General features: G+C 40.5%; 18 protein-coding genes. 16 read left to right on the forward strand and 2 right to left on the reverse strand.

Features of this window, described 5'->3' with window-relative positions:
* Positions 1-315 precede the first annotated feature (315 nt).
* The 8 genes from RE474_RS02660 (at position 316) to hxlB (ending at position 6,434) form a co-directional block, all read left to right on the forward strand.
* Positions 316-1,380 carry an NAD(P)-dependent alcohol dehydrogenase gene (locus tag RE474_RS02660; RefSeq protein WP_309311445.1) on the forward strand — a complete coding sequence of 355 codons (1,065 nt, stop codon included), beginning with the start codon at positions 316-318 and terminating at the stop codon, positions 1,378-1,380.
* 74 nt (positions 1,381-1,454) lie between these two features.
* Complete coding sequence (locus RE474_RS02665) at positions 1,455-1,994, forward strand: flavodoxin (RefSeq protein ID WP_309311447.1); 540 nt, start codon at positions 1,455-1,457, stop codon at positions 1,992-1,994.
* 29 nt (positions 1,995-2,023) lie between these two features.
* The gene (locus RE474_RS02670) at positions 2,024-2,776 is read left to right on the forward strand and encodes a carboxymuconolactone decarboxylase family protein (RefSeq protein WP_309311448.1); all 753 of its coding nucleotides are present in this window, start codon (positions 2,024-2,026) and stop codon (positions 2,774-2,776) included.
* Positions 2,777-2,781: 5 nt separating this feature from the next.
* Positions 2,782-3,381 (forward strand): sugar O-acetyltransferase, encoded by a 600-nt coding sequence (locus RE474_RS02675; RefSeq protein ID WP_309311449.1) that lies wholly within the window; start codon positions 2,782-2,784, stop codon positions 3,379-3,381.
* Positions 3,382-3,562: 181 nt separating this feature from the next.
* Positions 3,563-4,657 carry an alpha/beta hydrolase gene (locus RE474_RS02680; RefSeq protein ID WP_309311450.1) on the forward strand — a complete coding sequence of 365 codons (1,095 nt, stop codon included), beginning with the start codon at positions 3,563-3,565 and terminating at the stop codon, positions 4,655-4,657.
* Positions 4,658-4,741: 84 nt separating this feature from the next.
* On the forward strand, positions 4,742-5,119 hold the full coding sequence (locus RE474_RS02685) for a cyclophilin-like fold protein (RefSeq protein ID WP_309311451.1): 378 nt from the start codon (positions 4,742-4,744) through the stop codon (positions 5,117-5,119).
* A 63-nt stretch (positions 5,120-5,182) separates the two neighbouring features.
* Positions 5,183-5,617: a cupin domain-containing protein gene (locus tag RE474_RS02690; RefSeq protein ID WP_309311452.1), complete on the forward strand. Its 435-nt coding sequence runs from the start codon at positions 5,183-5,185 to the stop codon at positions 5,615-5,617.
* 208 nt (positions 5,618-5,825) lie between these two features.
* Entirely contained in the window at positions 5,826-6,434 is a 609-nt protein-coding gene (gene hxlB / locus RE474_RS02695) for a 6-phospho-3-hexuloisomerase (protein ID WP_309311453.1), read from the forward strand.
* Between the two features lie 416 nt (positions 6,435-6,850).
* Here the strand turns inward: hxlB and RE474_RS02700 are convergent, their stop codons facing one another.
* Together RE474_RS02700 and RE474_RS02705 are read right to left on the reverse strand one after the other, a co-directional pair.
* Positions 6,851-8,617, reverse strand: a complete 1,767-nt coding sequence (locus RE474_RS02700) for an MFS transporter (RefSeq protein ID WP_309311454.1) — start codon at positions 8,615-8,617, stop codon at positions 6,851-6,853.
* A 103-nt stretch (positions 8,618-8,720) separates the two neighbouring features.
* Positions 8,721-8,990 carry a PadR family transcriptional regulator gene (locus RE474_RS02705; RefSeq protein WP_309312190.1) on the reverse strand — a complete coding sequence of 90 codons (270 nt, stop codon included), beginning with the start codon at positions 8,988-8,990 and terminating at the stop codon, positions 8,721-8,723.
* 273 nt (positions 8,991-9,263) lie between these two features.
* Between RE474_RS02705 and RE474_RS02710 the strand changes: the two genes are divergently transcribed.
* The 8 genes from RE474_RS02710 (at position 9,264) to larB (ending at position 17,601) form a co-directional block, all read left to right on the forward strand.
* Positions 9,264-10,205 carry a DUF3737 family protein gene (locus RE474_RS02710; RefSeq protein WP_309311455.1) on the forward strand — a complete coding sequence of 314 codons (942 nt, stop codon included), beginning with the start codon at positions 9,264-9,266 and terminating at the stop codon, positions 10,203-10,205.
* 18 nt (positions 10,206-10,223) lie between these two features.
* Entirely contained in the window at positions 10,224-10,745 is a 522-nt protein-coding gene (locus RE474_RS02715) for a cyclophilin-like fold protein (protein WP_309311456.1), read from the forward strand.
* A gap of 261 nt (positions 10,746-11,006) precedes the next feature.
* Positions 11,007-12,212, forward strand: coding sequence for an MFS transporter (locus RE474_RS02720; RefSeq protein ID WP_309311457.1), 1,206 nt, complete (start codon positions 11,007-11,009; stop codon positions 12,210-12,212).
* A 101-nt stretch (positions 12,213-12,313) separates the two neighbouring features.
* A complete protein-coding gene (locus tag RE474_RS02725) occupies positions 12,314-13,333 on the forward strand; it encodes an alpha/beta hydrolase (RefSeq protein WP_309311458.1) in 1,020 nt (339 codons plus the stop codon).
* Between the two features lie 222 nt (positions 13,334-13,555).
* Entirely contained in the window at positions 13,556-14,650 is a 1,095-nt protein-coding gene (locus RE474_RS02730) for an aldo/keto reductase (protein WP_309311459.1), read from the forward strand.
* A gap of 67 nt (positions 14,651-14,717) precedes the next feature.
* Positions 14,718-15,917 carry an aldo/keto reductase gene (locus RE474_RS02735; protein ID WP_309311460.1) on the forward strand — a complete coding sequence of 400 codons (1,200 nt, stop codon included), beginning with the start codon at positions 14,718-14,720 and terminating at the stop codon, positions 15,915-15,917.
* Positions 15,918-16,076: 159 nt separating this feature from the next.
* Complete coding sequence (locus tag RE474_RS02740; RefSeq protein ID WP_309311461.1) at positions 16,077-16,730, forward strand: flavodoxin family protein; 654 nt, start codon at positions 16,077-16,079, stop codon at positions 16,728-16,730.
* Between the two features lie 85 nt (positions 16,731-16,815).
* The gene (gene larB, locus RE474_RS02745; RefSeq protein WP_309311462.1) at positions 16,816-17,601 is read left to right on the forward strand and encodes a nickel pincer cofactor biosynthesis protein LarB; all 786 of its coding nucleotides are present in this window, start codon (positions 16,816-16,818) and stop codon (positions 17,599-17,601) included.
* Positions 17,602-17,627: the final 26 nt, after the last annotated feature.

Below are 17,627 nucleotides of genomic sequence, written 5' to 3' on the forward strand. Positions count from 1 at the left end.
TAAGGAAATGGAAGTTAATCCACTTTATAACTTAGCAGAGAATGAAAAGAGTCTCGTATCATTCAAGAATAAAGTAGAACTGCGGTTAAGATTCACAGTCAATTATTCTCCAATATGCTCATCTTTATATACTAGTAAGCATAATACTTAATTGACTGATTAGTCACTCATAAATGTATAACGCACTACATAGTGTTAATTAACAGATGATGACTGATTACTCAATCATGGCGGTTGGAAGTATCCATCATTTTCTGACAAAATGATATATGCAGATACAGTTAAAATTACAAAATAAGTATGAGGAGAATAAATATGGTAGAAAATATTCAATCAAAGGGTTATGCTGGAAAAGACGATTCAGGAAAGTTATCTCCCTGGTCTTTTGAAAGAAGACCTGTAGGAGATAATGACATCCTAATTGACATCAAATACTGTGGAGTTTGTCATTCCGACATTCATCAGATCAAAGGACACTGGGGGCCACAACAATATCCACAGGTGCCTGGTCATGAAATTGTAGGTATTGTCGCTGCTGTCGGAAAGAATGTTACAAAATTCAAAGTAGGTGATCGTGCAGGTGTCGGGTGCATGGTTGACAGTTGTATGGACTGTGAAAGCTGTAACAATGGTGAAGAACATCATTGCGACAAGGGTGAAACCATAATGACATATGGTTATCTGGAAGAATCATCACCTACAGGTATAAGTCAGGGAGGATATTCCCAGAATATCGTTGTCACCGAGCATTTTGCGATAAAGATACCTGATTCTATTAAACTCGAGGATGCTGCTCCATTACTGTGTGCTGGTATTACTACATATTCACCTTTAATGAAAGCTAGTATCAAAAAAGGAGATAAAGTAGGAGTTGTAGGAATTGGCGGACTGGGACACGTAGCTATAAAACTAGCAGTATCAAAAGGTGCCGAAGTTTATGCCTTTACAACCAGTGAAAGCAAAAAGGAAGATTGTCTTGCATTCGGGGCAAAACAAGTCATTGTTGTTAATTCACCAGAAGACATGCAGCCATTAAGGGGTAAACTGGATTACATGATATCCACAGTTCCATATGCATACGATATGTCATCATACATTGACTGCGTAAAGCCATACGGATACTTCACCCAGGTAGGACAACCAATTGGAGGAGAACTCACAATTAACAACTTCAATATGATCTTCAACAGAGTGAACTTTAATGGATCACTTATTGGTGGAATCCCGGAAACTCAGGAAGTAGTTGATTATTGTGCGGAAAATAAGATCTATCCGGAAATTCAAATGATTGAACCTGAAATGATCAATGAGGTATGGGAGAAGGTCGTAAATAAAGAAGCTCGCTATCGATATGTAATTGACATGTCAGCTTTGAAATAAGACCTGACCAGGTCCTTACTTTTTTATCACAAAAAACGAGGAAAATTTCAGTGAGAAAAAGGGCATGGAATAAAATGATGAATTTTAATGAAGAAAAATGTCTGATAGCCTATTTTTCACGTGCTGACAATAACTATGTCAGTGGGAAGATAGTGAATCTGACGGTTGGTAACACAAAATTAGCAGCTGGCATGATCCATGAAATAACTAATGGTGAACTTTTTAGTATCGATACTGTACAATCCTATCCTAAGGATTATTCTGCAACCGTCAACGTGGCAAAAAAGGAATTGAATGGAAATACCAGACCTGAACTTTCCAGCCATGTGAAAGATATGGAATCTTATAATGTGGTATTTCTTGGTTACCCTAACTGGTTAGGAACCATGCCAATGCCGGTGTTCACATTCCTGGAAGAATACGACTTTTCGGGAAAGACCATTGTTCCATTCTGTACCCATGAAGGAAGTGGAATGGGTCGCAGTGAGAACGATATTGCAAATCTTTGCCCGGAATCAACAGTTTTGAAAGGACTTGCCATACACGGTTCACGTGTAAGTTCTGCAAAAAAGGATATTGAAGGCTGGTTGGAATCTATCAGCAGTATGTCTTGAATCATCTAATAATGAAAGTGAGGTTTATTATGAGTTTAAGTGAAACAGCAAAAAAGAATGTTGAAGAATTGTTCCCTGATTGCAAGTCGGATTTGAATGTAACAGATCCGGAACTAATGGAAGTGTTCAATAATTTTGCATTTGATGAAGTGCTCAGCTATGGGAATTTAGATACAAAGACCAGAACGATGGTAATTCTGAGCTCTCTGATAGCTAGCCAGACCTTAAGTGAATATAAAGTAATGCTCGACGGCGCACTTAACGTTGGCGTGACTCCTGTCGAGGTAAAGGAGCTTGTATATCAATCCATACCTTATGTTGGATTTGCAAAAGCAGTTGATTTCATCCATGCCACCAATGAAATACTTGAAAACAGAGGGATTGAACTGCCACTGGAAGGCCAGTCTACAACTTCACCTGAAACACGATTTGAAAGGGGACTGGAAGTACAGAAGCAGATATTCGGCCCCATAATCGATAAAATGTACGAAGCAGCACCTGAAAACCAGATACATATTCAGAAATATCTGTCTGCAAACTGTTTTGGTGATTACTATACCAGAAAAGGTCTGGATGTAAAAACAAGAGAACTCCTTACATTTTCAATTATCCTCTCACTGGGTGGATGCGAACCTCAGTTAAAGGGACATATTATAGGTAATCTGAGTGTTGGAAACGATAAAGAAACGCTGCTCAGTACAGTTACACAGCTTTTGCCATATATCGGATATCCAAGAACCTTGAATGCGATTACATGTTTGAACGAATTGATTCCGGAATAAACTCGATGGATGATCTGGAGATAGTTCCAATGAGCGAAAAAGTGTTGCATAGAGATATTTTTGAACGTGATAAATCTGGAGAAGCAGTTTCTATAGATGATCCGGAATTTCCGAAATTGAAGGAAGTCATGCTTCGCACTGCAGAACTAACCACCAGACTGAACACTTCATTTCATGATGAAGATGAAGTTAGAATTCTGGTTAGTGAACTGATTGGTTCGAAGGTTGATGAATCCACCAGGGTAACTCCTCCATTCTATACCGATTTCGGACGGAATATCAAGCTCGGCAAAAATGTGTTTATCAATCATGCATGCACCTTTATGGATAGAGGTGGCATAACTATCGAGGATGACACCAAGATAGGACCAAAAGCCAATCTCATCACATCCAACCATCCACTTGATCCAGCCCGTAGAAAAGAATTGATATCAAATCCTATATGGATCAAAAAGAATGTATGGGTCGGTGCTGCTGCAACTATTCTACCCGGCGTAACTGTCGGAGAGAACTTTGTAATAGCAGCTGCAGCTGTCGTTACACAAGACGTTCCACCTAACACTGTTGTGGCTGGTGTACCGGCAAAGGTAATCAGAGAATTGTAATGCTTAGCTATATATAGTAGTATAGAGAATATGATTCTGACTGATTAGTCACTCGCGATAAACGATGCTAGCTAATAGCTTATTAACCGCGATGACTGATTACTCAATCACAAACAAATCAGAGAGATAAAAAATGATAAAATATACTAAAACCAGATTAATTCTGCTGTGTTTTTCTTTGATGTTTATTTTTGCAGCAGGATGTATTGGTAATTCAGATAGCAAACTTGAAGCTGATACGATTTTAGCAAATGATACAGAACAAAATACAGAGGAAGATAACATGGTAGAAAATAACGAACAAGGAAGATATGATCCTGGAGATCTTACATTCGAACTAAGTGAAAACGTAATTTTAGAAGAAGTCAGATTCAAAAACAAATTTGGAGCTGAGGTTTCAGGACACTTATACGTACCTGTAGATATAAACAGGTCAGAAAAATATCCTGCAATTATTGTAGGAACACCTTACGGTGGAGTAAAGGAACAGGGAGCAGGGCTCTATGCTCAGGAACTGGCACAGAGAGGCTTTGTTGCCATGGCTTTCGATGAATCCTATAATGGAAACAGTGGTGGAGAACCAAGACATATCTCATCCCCGGACCTGTTTGTTGAAGACTTTAGTGCAGCGGTTGATTTCATCGGTACAAGAGACTTTGTAGACAGGGAGAAGATCGGAGTTATTGGAATTTGTGGCAGTGGAGGATTTGCACTTACTGCAGCCCAGGTTGACCCACGTATCAAAGCAGTTGCTACTGCAAGTATGTATGATATAAGTAGCATGTTCAGAGATGGATTCGCATATTCTTTGACCGATGAGCAGCGTGCTGCTGCATTAGCCCAGATGGCTGAGCAGAGATGGGTAGACTTCGAGAACGGAAGTCCATTGGTGCCTGAGGGATTCCCTCGTGAACCAGCAACAGAAATTCCAGAAGGAATGGATCCTGTTACAAGTGAATTCTTTGAATACTATGCTATGGAAAGAGGATTCCATCCAAATGCAGGAGCATCATTTACTGCAACAAGCGGTATGTCCTTTATGAACTTCCCTCTGATGAACTACATTGAGACAATTTCCCCAAGACCAATCCTTTTCATCATGGGAGAGAATGCTCACTCCAGGTATTATACTGAAGAAGCATATGAAAGAGCAGCTGAACCAAAAGAGCTGGTAATTGTTCCGGGTGCAAGACACATCGATCTGTACGATGGCGGAGACAATGACTATATTCCATTTGACAAGCTGGAATCATTCTTCAAAGAAAACCTGAACTAAAAACCATATGGCAAAATTGGAAAATCATTTTTCTATTTTCCAATTTTAATTTTTTCTATTATACTAACAAGTGAGGATTTAGATATGATAACTCGCGAGATTAAAAACGGAACAAAGATCAACATGCATTTTGGTAGCACGATCATTCCCGGAATACTAAATGACAGTGAACCTGCCAGGGAACTCATCAGCAGACTACCTTATACAGTCCGTGCCAGCAGATATGAGTTTGATGTTTGTGGTGTAATGGATGAACCATTGTCATTTGGTGACGAAGACCTGGTTCCCGGATGGAAAAATGGTGATATTGATTTCACCACACAGGGAGATTATTTTACCATTTTGTTTGCTAATGAAGAAAATTGCTATGGTGAATTTGTAAATCTTGGTGTTATTGACTGTGACCCTTCCACGATGAATTCATTAAATGGTAGCTTTGATATTTTGATAGAACTGGCCTGATAAATTACTTAGATATAATAACTACAATTATAACTACAATTAGAACTAGTGAGGAATAAAGCAATGAAATACATGAATAAAGAAGAATTTGAAAAAGCAAATATGTTTGGAACTGGTGTGCCTAATGAAATGTTTGCACAATATTTCATAGGAAATTCTTTCCTGAATCCGTTGACAAAACCCGGAGAAACTCCTGTGTTCTTAGCAAATGTAACATTTGAACCAGGATGTCGTAATAACTGGCATATACATCATGCTGAGAGTGGTGGTGGACAGATGCTTATTTGCACTGCCGGAGAAGGCTGGTACCAGGAAGAAGGAAAAGAAGCAGTTAGTCTGCATGAAGGTTCTGTAGTATATATTCCAGCAGGAGTGAAGCATTGGCATGGTGCAAAGGCTGACAGTTGGTTCTCACATATTGCTTTTGAAATACCTGGAGAAAATACCCGGAACGAATGGCTAGAGACTGTTAGTGATGAGGAGTTCAATAAACTATAAGAGAAGAAATTAGATATAGCAACTCGTAAAATCAGGAATGACACAAAAATTAAAATACATCAGATAGTTAGTGACTGTGCTCCATTCACGATGGAGCCATTACATACTAACTAGCTTTGATATTTTAGTTGAACTAGTTTAGTATAAAAAGTGCTAGTGAATAAAAAAGTGTCATTATGATCTTTGATTGATCTATTGAGGAACTCTTATGAAAGAAATCCAATTAAGTGAATGTAACTACTTAACTTCTTCTATTTTATTAATGGCTGACCACCTTAAAAATGTAGCAAACAAACTTGACGAGTATTCTGTCAGGCAAATGCTTGAAGATATCACGGGTGCCAAGCGTGTCTTTGTAATGGGTGCAGGACGTTCCGGTCTTGTAGGCAGGGCTTTTGCCATGAGACTTATGCACCTTGGTCTTACATCTCATGTTGTGGGAGAAACCACAACTCCTGCTGTGACCAAAGATGATGTCGTTATAGCAATATCAGGTTCAGGTAAGACTCGCTCCGTTGTAAATCTGGGAAAAGTTACCAAAGATATTGGTGCGAAACTTATTGCCATTACATCTAATAAGGAATCAACTCTTGGTGAGATGTCAGACACAGTAATTGTTCTTCCGGGAAGAACAAAGGATGATGCAGGTGGCTATGATGAACGTCACATGCGTGGCGAATATACTTATCTTACTCCACTTGGCACTTCATTTGAAACGTCTTCAAACGTGTTCCTTGATGCTGTAGTTTCTGAGCTTATATACATAACAGGTGCTTCTCAAGAAGATCTCACCTCAAGATATACAAATATTGAATAAAATTCAACGTGATAGAATACCTGATCAGAAGTTTGCAAGAGGCTTTTGGGTATTGATATTCCCGGAATCTTCTGAACTTCTCCAGATATGACAAAAGTCATGAATAATTAAACCAGCCCGAAGGGCACGGCGAAGCCGGCACTTTCCGAAAATGTGCTATTGAAAAGATGAATGATAAATGTATTCACTTCATCTCACCTCTTTTTCTGCATAGCGGTAATTTGGTACCAGAATTTCAAATGAAACCCTCGAGAAGACTCAATTTTCAATAACTGCATTATTCCAGTGGTTTTTAGAATCGTGGAGTTGGAACGCGCCGCCTGCGGCGGATGGTTGTGTTGTTCTTTGTTTTCTACTGAGCCGGTAAAGTAAAAAAGGACATGCCCTTGCAGACATGTCACTGAAACACTATTTGATTAGTTCTCTATCTCGTTGTGGATATCATGCACATAGTGCTGGCCTCTCATTGCTGATAGCAGAGCTGCGATAGCGGAAAGGAAAGCACCTATGAAGAAAGATACCCTGAGTGCTGGCATGAAAGCCTGTTGCAGTGTTTCCGGGAACCAATAGTTACCAGTCAAAGTCTCGACCACAGATTGTGGTATAGAGGCTACGATACTGTTGTCCATAACATTGAGAACAGTACCCATTGGATTGTATCCAAGGAAAGCTGAGAACAATGCATTGGTCGGGGACATTTCTGCCATCTGATCTGCAAGGTTCTGCAGGACAGGACCAGTCTGTGTCGATGCAAAACTTGTAAATGACTCATGTATTGCACTTGGGAACGTTCCCTGAAGACCTACAATCACAATAGTGAAGAATAGTGCCATACTCAATGTCATAGCTGAGTTCATCAGGGTTGACATCATGCCTGAAGCAACTCCCCTGTCTTCAGCTGGTACCGAGTTCATTATGGATGAACTGTTGGGTGAACTGAACATCCCGTTACCTATTCCCATAAGGAAGATAAGAATACCAAGTTCCCAATAATCGAAATTGTAAGGCAGCAGTGCAAGGCCCAGGAATACCACTGTCACAAGTGCCATTCCGGAAGTAGCTATCCATCGGGGTCCGTATTTATCTGAAAGAATTCCTGATATCGGGCCCATTATGATAAAACCAACCGTTAACGGCAGCATGTATATACCAGCCCAGAGTGGTGTTTCCTCAAAACTATATCCATGAAGTGGCAGCCATATTCCCTGAAGCAACAAAATCAGCATGAACATTATGCCTCCACGTGCAATAGCCGCTGTGAAACTTGCAAGGTTTGCAAAAGCAAAAGCCTTTATCTTGAAGAACTCAAAGCGGAACATAGGGTTCTTTGCCCTGCGTTCTACAAATGGGAATGCAAGAAGCAGTATTACTCCGATTGTAAGGGTAATTAGCACCAGTGGACTATTCCAGCCCATTGCATCCGTAATCCCGTTATGTTCGTAAGGCATCAGGCCGTAGGTGACACCCACCAGAAGTGATGTCAATCCACCGATGAAGAATACATTTCCAAGAATATCGATGCTTGTCTTTTTTGCCTTGAAAGAAAGTTCTTCCATTTTCCAGTATGCCCAGACGGTTCCAACAAGAGCGAACGGAATGTTTACAAGGAAAACATAGCGCCAGTTATACGTGACCAGTATGCCTCCAAGCAGGAGTCCGATAAACTGGCCTGACATCAGGGCTACCATATTGATACCAAGTGCTTTTCCCCTTTCGCTGGTGGGGAAGACATCGGTGATTATGGCCGGACCGTTAGCCATTGTCAGTGCACCACCTACTGCCTGCACGAACCTGAAGAGTATAAGTTCAATCGCTCCGATACTGCCGGTTCCAGGTGTAAGATAAAGCATGACCGATCCGATCATGAATATGAAAAATCCAAGTCTGAAAAGTCTTACTCTTCCGTAAATATCGGCAAGCCTTCCGATACTGAGAAGAATTGTAGCCATTACAAGTCCATAGCCCATTAGTATCCATAGCAGATACTGGAATGCGTCCGGTTCCATTGGATTTAAGTGAATTCCGTTGAAAATGGCAGGAAGTGAGATAAGTATAATACTGCTGTTGATGGTGGCCATAAGTGATGCAAGTGCTACGGTAAGGAGTGCCGTCCACTTGTATGAGATGCCATGTCCCTTTTTATGAGAAATGCTCTCTTTTTTTGAATTGTTTTTATTTTCCAAACTATTACCTTCTGTAAATCAAAATATTATTCAGAAAATCGTTATCATATCATCCTGGATTGTTCTTGTTTATTAGAAATGATCATGAGATAGATTATGTGAATTAACCTTCTGTGATGCTATCGATAAGCATAGATATTTCATTAAGAAGCTCAGCTTTTTTCTGGGTCATTTCTTCTAAAGCGACTGATCCTTCAGGTGTGATCGTATAGACTTTCTTACGATCTATTTCTTCACTCAGAACATATCCTTCAGATACCAGATAATCCAATATCGGATAGATAGAACCGTTACTTGGTTTCCATTTTCCTTTAGAAGATGTTTCGATGGTCTTGATGATCTCATAGCCATGAATGCTCTTCTTACTGATCACAGTCAAGACAATGTATTTAAGAAAGGCTCTTCTAATATCGTTATCCATCATATCCTCTTTTTATTCTGAGCTGGTTGTTTGTCGATATGTCGCCACACGACATATAGACAGGTGAAAGATAGATGGGATATCTACGATATAAATGTTCCTGAGTGAGTAGTCAATCACAACATATATATACGAAATGTGCATATTTGCAAGTGACTGTTCAGTCAGTCATCTGATATGATATTCAAAATAACTCTTATCAATGGCGGGAAAAAAGGTAAAAACATGAGTCAAAAAACTAATGCATTTAAGGACTTGATATTGGATGAAGAGCGTGCTCTGTATGCCATACAGAACGCTACGATCTCTCACTGTACCTTTGATGGTCCTGCAGATGGCGAGTCTGCTTTGAAGGAAAGCGCAGACATATGCGTTTCAGATTGTGACTTCAGACTTCGTTATCCATTCTGGCATGTAAAAAATGCTCAGGTCGAAAATATTCGAATGACGGATACATGCCGTGCTGCATTATGGTACAGCGAACAGGTAACAATAAAAGATAGTGATATGGGAGGCATCAAAGCTGTAAGGGAATGTAAGGATATCACCATTGAAAACTCTACTATAGTATCACCTGAGTTTGGATGGTTATCACACGGACTGGTGATTAAGAATTCAGAACTCGAGTCTGAATATCCATTCTTCTACAGCACAGATATCCTGCTTGATAACTTTACATTAAGTGGTAAATACTCATTTCAGTATGTAGAGAATGTCGAGATCAGAAATTCCAATCTGGATACAAAAGATGCTTTCTGGCACAGCAAGAATGTCACAGTTTCAGACAGTATCGTTAAAGGCGAATATCTTGGCTGGTACTCTGAAAATCTCAAGCTTGTCCGTTGTAAAATAATCGGAACCCAACCACTTTGTTATGCAAAAGGTCTGGTCCTTGAAGATTGCGAGATGATCGATTGTGATCTTTCATTTGAATACAGCGATGTCAATGCTACAATAACAGGTCTGATAACAAGTGTTAAAAATCCACGTAGCGGATATATTATTGCTGATTCCATTGACGAAGTAATATTCGATGACAATAAAGTGGCAGACGGTTCATGTGTGATAGAAATCCGGGAAGAATTGAATAAAGAAGAAATTCGAAATTCAGATACTTATAATGAAAATATACTGAACAATAAGGATGCGCCTGTTCAGGAAACATAACAAATTGAGGAGTTATCAATGAAAATCACTCCGGAACATAATGATAGAACAAAAATGATGCTAATTTGTTTGGGAGTATTTTTACTGGCATTTGTAGCGATTGGATGTATTGAACAAAATAACATGGATCAAAACACCATCGACAATCAATCAGAAAATGAACAGAATGAAGCCATCCAGGAAGAGGAGGAAACAAAAATGCAGATCAGTGTTCAAGCAAATGGAAATACAACGATCTTTGAGCTCAATGATGGAAATGCTGCAAAAGATCTCTATGAACAATTACCCTTAACGATCGATGTTGAAGATTTCAGCAATAATGAAAAGATATTCTATCCACCAAAAAAGCTCGGTACAACTAACACACCTATGGCAAATGCAAAAGCCGGAACTCTTGCATATTATGCTCCATGGGGAGACGTGGTAATGTTTTATCAGAAATTCGGCTCTGCAGGCGGTTTGTACGAATTAGGTAATGTCGTATCAGGCGGCGAGCATATCAAAAATATGTCAGGCACAATACTCATAGAAAAAGTGTAAATGAATCAATAAGTTGGTTAAATTAAATACAAAACGTCAAGAGGGCATGTCAGTGACTACAAAAGAATGTACAAGTTTCGGTGAAGGTGCAAAGAAAATTAGTATAGGCACTTTTTCGCATTCCAGCAATATACATGAGATTGCCAGCATGATTGATCAAAAGGTGTTCCAGCCATCTCTTTGTGATTGCAGCTGTTGATTATCATACATGATAAAAACGTTATATCTTGCAGCCAAAAACAATACCATCGGATAAAATTAATGACAAAAAAATTAAACTTGAATGAGAGATGGACAGGCTTTATAGCAGGAACTGTTTCTTTAGTTGTTGTATATGCTGCCTCGTCTGCTCCTATTCCTCTTTTAAACACGTATCTTCGGACCCTTGATCTTACAAGTGGAGATCTTTCCATGACAGCAGTTGCATACTTTGTTGGATGTGTAATATCACTGCTGACGTTTGCCAGAGTATCAAATCATTTAGGGCGGCGTCCGGTGTCACTTGCTACATTAGCACTTTCTGCAATTGCATGTATTATATTTATTTACGTTCAGAATGCACCAATGCTTTTGACTGGAAGATTTGTACAGGGAATTGCTTCCGGTCTGGCATCCAGTACAATTACTGCATATACTGTGGATAATGCACCAGCTTCTCCAAAATGGCTAAGCGCGGCAGTTATCAGTGGAGCACCTGTGATTGGGCTTTCAGCAGGTGCGTTTGGTGCCGGTGTTATAAAAGAGTACAATTTGGGCTCCATGTCATTCACATATGAGATATTCATTGTTGTGCTTGCTTTTTGTGCAATGCTGGTAGCAGCAGGTCCGGAGACAGTAACACGTACTAGGGGAGTTATCACTTCCATGGTTCCGCGAATATCCATACCCCGGAATATTTACTATCTTCTTCCGGCTGCAATTAGTATTTTTGTTGGAACCTGGGCTATTGGTGGATTTTATCAGGCTTTCAGTTCGACCATGGCAGCAGACCTGCTTAATTCAAATAGTATTATAGTAGCTGCAGCGGTGTTTGCCTGTTTGATGACGCCCTATGCCATAGGTGGCTGGTTAAGTGGACGTTTTGAACCTGATGAAGCTCAACGTATTGGAATAGTAGCCTTTTTCCTGTGTATTATGGCTGTCATTTATTCACTGAAGATCAGCATCATGATTCCTTTCTTAATTGCAACTGTGCTTGCGGGAATATCGCAGGGTTTAGGATTTACTGGAAGTATGCGGAGTTTGCTGGATAAGACCAGTCAGGAAGACAGAGCAGGGCTGCTTTCAAGTATTTATCTAATATCATATAGTGGTGCAGCCATCCCAAATCTGATCGTAGCACGGTTAGCCAATGGTTTCACTTTATTTGAAATCGCAGTTGGATACGGCCTGCTAGTAGCATTGGCTTGCATAATTTCACTCTTCGCTTTAAGCAGAAACAAGAGACAGCATGGTTTAAAAGGGTAAATATGCTATTAATTTTTTAACAACTATATGAGTGATTAGTCAATCACAACAAATATATACTACAAATACCATCTATTAATGACTGGTTAGTCAGTCAAACTATGATGCTTACGAGATCAGAGGTCAAAAAGATGAAATCAGAAAATAACAATACAAATGCTGTAGACCCTAGTGGTCTTACTTTTACACTGAGTGAAAATGTAACTGCAGAAGAAGTCAGATTCAAAAACAAATACGGGATCACAGTTGCAGCTCATCTGTACCTGTCAAAAGACATTGATACATCCAAACAATACCCTGCAATTATTATCGGAACTCCTTACGGTGGAGTTAAGGAGCAGGGTGCGGGTATCTATGCACAGACACTGGCACAGAGAGGTTTTGTTACCATGGCATTCGACGAGTCATATAACGGAGAAAGCGATGGAGAACCAAGACATATCTCATCTCCTGATCTGTTCGTTGAAGACTTCAGTGCAGCAGTTGACTTTATTGGAACAAGAGACTTTGTAGATAGGGAGAAGATCGGGGCGATCGGTATCTGCGGCAGTGGAGCATTTTCACTTACTGCAGCTCAGGTTGACCCACGTATCAAAGCAGTCGCTACTGCAAGTATGTATGATATGAGCAGAATGCTGCGTAAAGGATGGATGGATTCCATGACTGATGAACAGCGTGCTGAAACTCTGGTTCAGCTCGGCGAGCAGCGCTGGACAGATTTTGAAAATGGCGCTCCACTACTGCCTGAAGGATTCCCTCGTGAACCCGCAGATTCAGTTCCTGAAGAACTTGACCCGATCACAAGTGAATTCTTTGAATATTATGCAATGAAAAGAGGATTCCATATTAACGCAGCAGCAGCATTCACTGTCACAAGTACCATGTCATTCATGAACTTCCCTTTGCTGAACTACATTGACACAATTTCACCAAGGCCAATTCTGTTCATCATCGGCGAGAATGCTCACTCCAGGTATTTCAGTGAGGATGCCTATAAAATGGCTGCTGAGCCTAAAGAGCTCTACATTGTCCCAGAAGCAAGACACATCGATCTGTATGACAGGACCGATATGATCCCATTCGACAAACTGGAATCATTCTTCAAAGAAAATCTAGCTTAAATAATCCTCTCTATCCGGCATTTACGGTCGTGGCAGATTGCTGTTCTTATGAAGCGACGACAGTAATTGCCGGAAAGCATGTACTTAAAAACGGCTTAAAAACGATATCAATCCCGAAGAAAAAAACCAGAGACCTGTGAAAAAAACGATTCGGGTCTCTTTTTCTTCAGGAAAGCCCGCAATTAGAGCAATTATATTCTCCTGGCAAGTGAGCGAAAAATTATGGAATACAGAAGTTTGCCAAATAGCAATGACAAAATAAGCACAATTGGCATTGGGGCAGGAAACCTGCATGAATCTACATCGCAGGAGATCGTAGACATCATCGATCATGCAATAGAAAATGGCATAAACATCATTGATGCGGTCATGCCCACTTCCAAAGCAGCAAAACCTATAGCACAGGCACTTAAAGGACGGCGGGATGAGATGAACCTGCAGATGCATCTGGGTGCTGTCTATCCTAAAGGGACATATACGAGGGTAAGAAATCTTGAAAAAGTACAGACCGGTTTTGAGAAGGAACTCAAAAAATACGGTACAGACTATGCTGACATCGGTATAATTCATTGTGTTGACGAAGTTGGTGATTTTGAAAAGATCATGTCAGACGGTATTTTTGACTATGCCCGAAAGCTAAAGCGCGAAGGAACAATTCGCTATCTTGGTTTTTCTTCACATTCCCCGGATATATGCAGACTCTTTCTCGATACGGGAGAGATCGATATTTTTATGTTCAGTCTTAATGCAGCCTATGATTTTGAACCCTCCGAAGGTAAGCTGGTCTTGTCCCACAAACGCATGGAACTCTATCGGGAATGTGAAAAAAACGGAGTCGGCATTACAGTAATGAAGCCTTATGATGGTGGAAAACTGCTGAATGCAAAAACATCTCCCTTAAACGTTGAAATGAGTGTCAACCAATGCATACAGTATGCTCTGGATCGTCCGGCTGTTCTCTCATGTCTGGCAGGTGTACGTTCCAGAGACGATCTGGAGGAAGCACTCAATTATTTCTCCGCTTCTGCTGATGAAAGGAACTATTCGTTTATCGGGAATCTTCCGCATAAAAACATACAGGACACCTGTATTTATTGCAATCACTGCCAACCCTGTCCATCTGGAATCGATATTGGTTCTGTGAACAAATATACGGATCTGGCAAAAGCAGGTGATGAACTCGCAAAAGACCATTACATGAAATTAAGCAAAAATGCAAACGATTGCACAGAATGTGGTGTTTGCGAAGAGAACTGTCCTTTCCATGTGGATGTCCGCAGCAGGATGAAAGAAGCCAGGACTTATTTTTCAAAATAACTACAGTAATTAGAGACGAAAATCTTAGTGACTAAAAATTAACAATTCAAAATACAGGAGAACTAAAATGTTATACAGAAAAATGCCAAAGAATGGAGACGAACTTTCTATTCTCGGATTCGGATGCATGCGTCTCGCATCAAAAGAAGACGGTAGTATTGATGAAGAAAGAGCTACCATGCAGGTACGTGATGCAATCGATCAGGGAGTGAACTATGTTGATACAGCCTGGCCATATCACATGGGAGCAAGCGAGCCTTTCCTTGGTCGTGCTCTTGCAGATGGATACCGTGAAAAAGTAAAGATAGCAACAAAACTTCCATCATGGCTTATAGAGAAACGTGAGGATATGGATTACTATCTGAACGCTCAGCTTGAGAAGTTGAACACCGACCATATAGACTATTACCTCATACACGCTCTTGTTGGCGACCTGTGGAACAATGTTGATAAATTAGGTGTAGCTGATTTCCTTGACAAAGCCAAAGCTGATGGTCGCATTATCAATGCAGGTTTTTCTTTCCACGGAGCATCAGAAGATTTCAACCGCATAGTAGATGCTTACAACTGGGATTTCTGCCAGATACAGTATAACTATCTGGATGAAAAGAACCAGGCAGGAAAAACCGGTCTGGAATATGCAGCCTCAAAAGATCTTGGAGTTATCATAATGGAGCCTCTTCGCGGAGGAAGCCTTACAAAAACTATACCTCAGGCGGTGGAAGAAATATGGAACGAGGCACCTATTAAAAGAACACCAGCAGAATGGGCTCTGCGTTGGGTTTGGAACCATCCGGAAGTTACGGTGGTCCTTTCAGGTATGAGCGAGGAAGCTCATGTTGAAGAGAATCTCAGGATTGCAGGAGAAGCACATCCAGATTCACTCACTGAAGGAGAAATGCAACTTGTGAAGAGAGTGGAAAATAAGTACCGTGAATTGATGAAGGTAGAATGTACCGGTTGCCAGTACTGCATGCCATGTCCGGCAGGTGTGAATATTCCACTTTGTTTTGAGATGTACAACAACCTTTACCTTGAGGACGATCCAGACACAGTAAGGTTCATGTATGCTGCACGTGTGGGCGGTGCTGTTGGTACAGGTGGAGAAGAGTTTGCCTCCCTGTGTGTCCAGTGTGGACAATGTCTTGAGAAATGTCCACAGCACATTGACATACCAACAGTTCTCGGATCGGTTGTAGAAGAATTGGAAGGTTCTGATCTTGAGCAGAGAGCCACCATGGCAAGGGAGATGTTCAAGCAGGTATAATTCTAAAAAAGAGATGAGTCAAATGATTAACTTGGCAGAAGGAGTTGCAAGAAAAACTTATTCTGCTGTTCCCAAAAGAGCTGAATTAAAAAACAAACTGGAACACTAATAACTCTATTAACTGAAAGAACCCATTAAAGATTAAAAAGAGATGGTCATATGAAGGTAATAGCAATAAACGGAAGCCCTAGAAAGAACTGGAACACTGCAACACTTCTTGAGCATGCGCTTAAAGGAGCTGGATCCAGGGGTGCAGAAACAGAACTCATCCACCTATACGATCTGGATTATAAAGGATGTATAAGTTGCTTTGCCTGCAAGAGAATAGGCTTCCAAGATGGTATTTGTACTATGAAAGATGACCTGAAAAATGTCCTTGAGAAAATAGAAGAAGCTGATGTTCTTATTTTTGGTTCCCCTATTTACTTCGGTGATGTGACAGGAGAGATGAGGTCTTTCCTGGAAAGATTATTTTTCCAGTACCTTGTATATGATGAGAACTACTCTGTGAACTGTCAGAAAAAGACAGCTACTGCTTTTATGTACACCATGAATGTTAACGAGCAGCAGATGAAAATGCTGGGTTATGATTCTTCTATTTTCAGGAACATGGAAATGCAGCTACAGAGGTTTTTCGGATATACGGAATCACTATGCGCATTCGACACATATCAGTTCGATGATTACTCCAAATATGTTTCAAGTGCTTTCAATGCTGAAGAAAAAGCCAGGAGACGGGAAGAAGAGTTCCCAAAGGATTGTGCTAAAGCTTTTGAGATGGGAGTCCGATTCGCTGAAAAAGCATCGGAATAAAAAACCATAGACAACAAATAATGCGGAAATCAGAATCTCCAGATTCAGTTAATTATATTATGTATCCAATGCAGAAGTGAAATAAATGGATCTTAAAACTATATTAGATAAGCTGAAAAATAATGAACTTGATATTGAAACTGCAGAATCCGATATCCGTTCAATGGGTTATGTCCCGGTCACAGACATTGCCAAGATCGATACTTTCCGCAAGCATCGTACTGGCATAATGGAAGCTATCCTTGCAGAAGGCAAGGATCCTGCAGATGTTGTGAAAATTGCAAAAGCACAGGTTGCTGCAAGTGGAAGAGTTCTCATCACAAGGCTCAATGATGGTCACAGGGAAATGATCCAGGCCATGTTCAATTCTGATGAACTTGAATGGGACCTTCATTTAAAAGGTGTTGTAGTCCACAACGGTACACCTGTTCCAAGAACCGGAGGGGTCGTTGCGATAATAACAGCCGGTACAGCTGATATTGATGCAGCCGAAGAAGCAAGAATGGTTGCTCACGAAATGGGATGTGATACAGTTGCTATCTATGATGTAGGTGTTGCAGGATTCCACAGGCTGGTATCTGAAATGCAGATCCTTAAGGAAAAGAAACCCGATTCAATTGTCGTGGCAGCAGGAAGAGAAGGTACACTGCCAACAGTGGTTTCAGGTCTTATGGATGTACCTGTGATCGGACTGCCGGTTTCCACAGGTTATGGAGCCGGTGCAAAGGGCGAGGCTGCACTACTTTCCATGTTGCAGTCATGTTCCGTACTTTCAGTTGTCAACATAGATGCAGGATTTGTGGCAGGTTCCTTCGCTGCAAGAATTGCAAACAGGGTTGCTGAAGCAAGGCAAAGTAATGATAAAAAGTGACATTTTTGTTTAACGTTTATAATTTA

The organism is Methanolobus sediminis (assembly GCF_031312595.1).
Taxonomy (GTDB): domain Archaea; phylum Halobacteriota; class Methanosarcinia; order Methanosarcinales; family Methanosarcinaceae; genus Methanolobus; species Methanolobus sediminis.

Excerpts from the sequence above, each read along its gene's own strand:
- RE474_RS02670 (WP_309311448.1), top strand. The coding sequence starts at position 2,024 with ATGAGTTTAAGTGAAACAGCAAAAAAGAATGTTGAAGAATTGTTCCCT.
- RE474_RS02725 (WP_309311458.1), top strand. The coding sequence starts at position 12,314 with ATGATGCTTACGAGATCAGAGGTCAAAAAGATGAAATCAGAAAATAAC.
- hxlB (WP_309311453.1), top strand. The coding sequence starts at position 5,826 with ATGAAAGAAATCCAATTAAGTGAATGTAACTACTTAACTTCTTCTATT.
- RE474_RS02680 (WP_309311450.1), top strand. The coding sequence starts at position 3,563 with ATGTTTATTTTTGCAGCAGGATGTATTGGTAATTCAGATAGCAAACTT.
- RE474_RS02675 (WP_309311449.1), top strand. The coding sequence starts at position 2,782 with ATGGATGATCTGGAGATAGTTCCAATGAGCGAAAAAGTGTTGCATAGA.
- RE474_RS02685 (WP_309311451.1), top strand. The coding sequence starts at position 4,742 with ATGATAACTCGCGAGATTAAAAACGGAACAAAGATCAACATGCATTTT.
- larB (WP_309311462.1), top strand. The coding sequence starts at position 16,816 with ATGGATCTTAAAACTATATTAGATAAGCTGAAAAATAATGAACTTGAT.
- RE474_RS02720 (WP_309311457.1), top strand. The coding sequence starts at position 11,007 with ATGACAAAAAAATTAAACTTGAATGAGAGATGGACAGGCTTTATAGCA.
- RE474_RS02690 (WP_309311452.1), top strand. The coding sequence starts at position 5,183 with ATGAAATACATGAATAAAGAAGAATTTGAAAAAGCAAATATGTTTGGA.
- RE474_RS02665 (WP_309311447.1), top strand. The coding sequence starts at position 1,455 with ATGATGAATTTTAATGAAGAAAAATGTCTGATAGCCTATTTTTCACGT.
- RE474_RS02715 (WP_309311456.1), top strand. The coding sequence starts at position 10,224 with ATGAAAATCACTCCGGAACATAATGATAGAACAAAAATGATGCTAATT.
- RE474_RS02740 (WP_309311461.1), top strand. The coding sequence starts at position 16,077 with ATGAAGGTAATAGCAATAAACGGAAGCCCTAGAAAGAACTGGAACACT.
- RE474_RS02730 (WP_309311459.1), top strand. The coding sequence starts at position 13,556 with ATGGAATACAGAAGTTTGCCAAATAGCAATGACAAAATAAGCACAATT.
- RE474_RS02710 (WP_309311455.1), top strand. The coding sequence starts at position 9,264 with ATGAGTCAAAAAACTAATGCATTTAAGGACTTGATATTGGATGAAGAG.
- RE474_RS02735 (WP_309311460.1), top strand. The coding sequence starts at position 14,718 with ATGTTATACAGAAAAATGCCAAAGAATGGAGACGAACTTTCTATTCTC.
- RE474_RS02660 (WP_309311445.1), top strand. The coding sequence starts at position 316 with ATGGTAGAAAATATTCAATCAAAGGGTTATGCTGGAAAAGACGATTCA.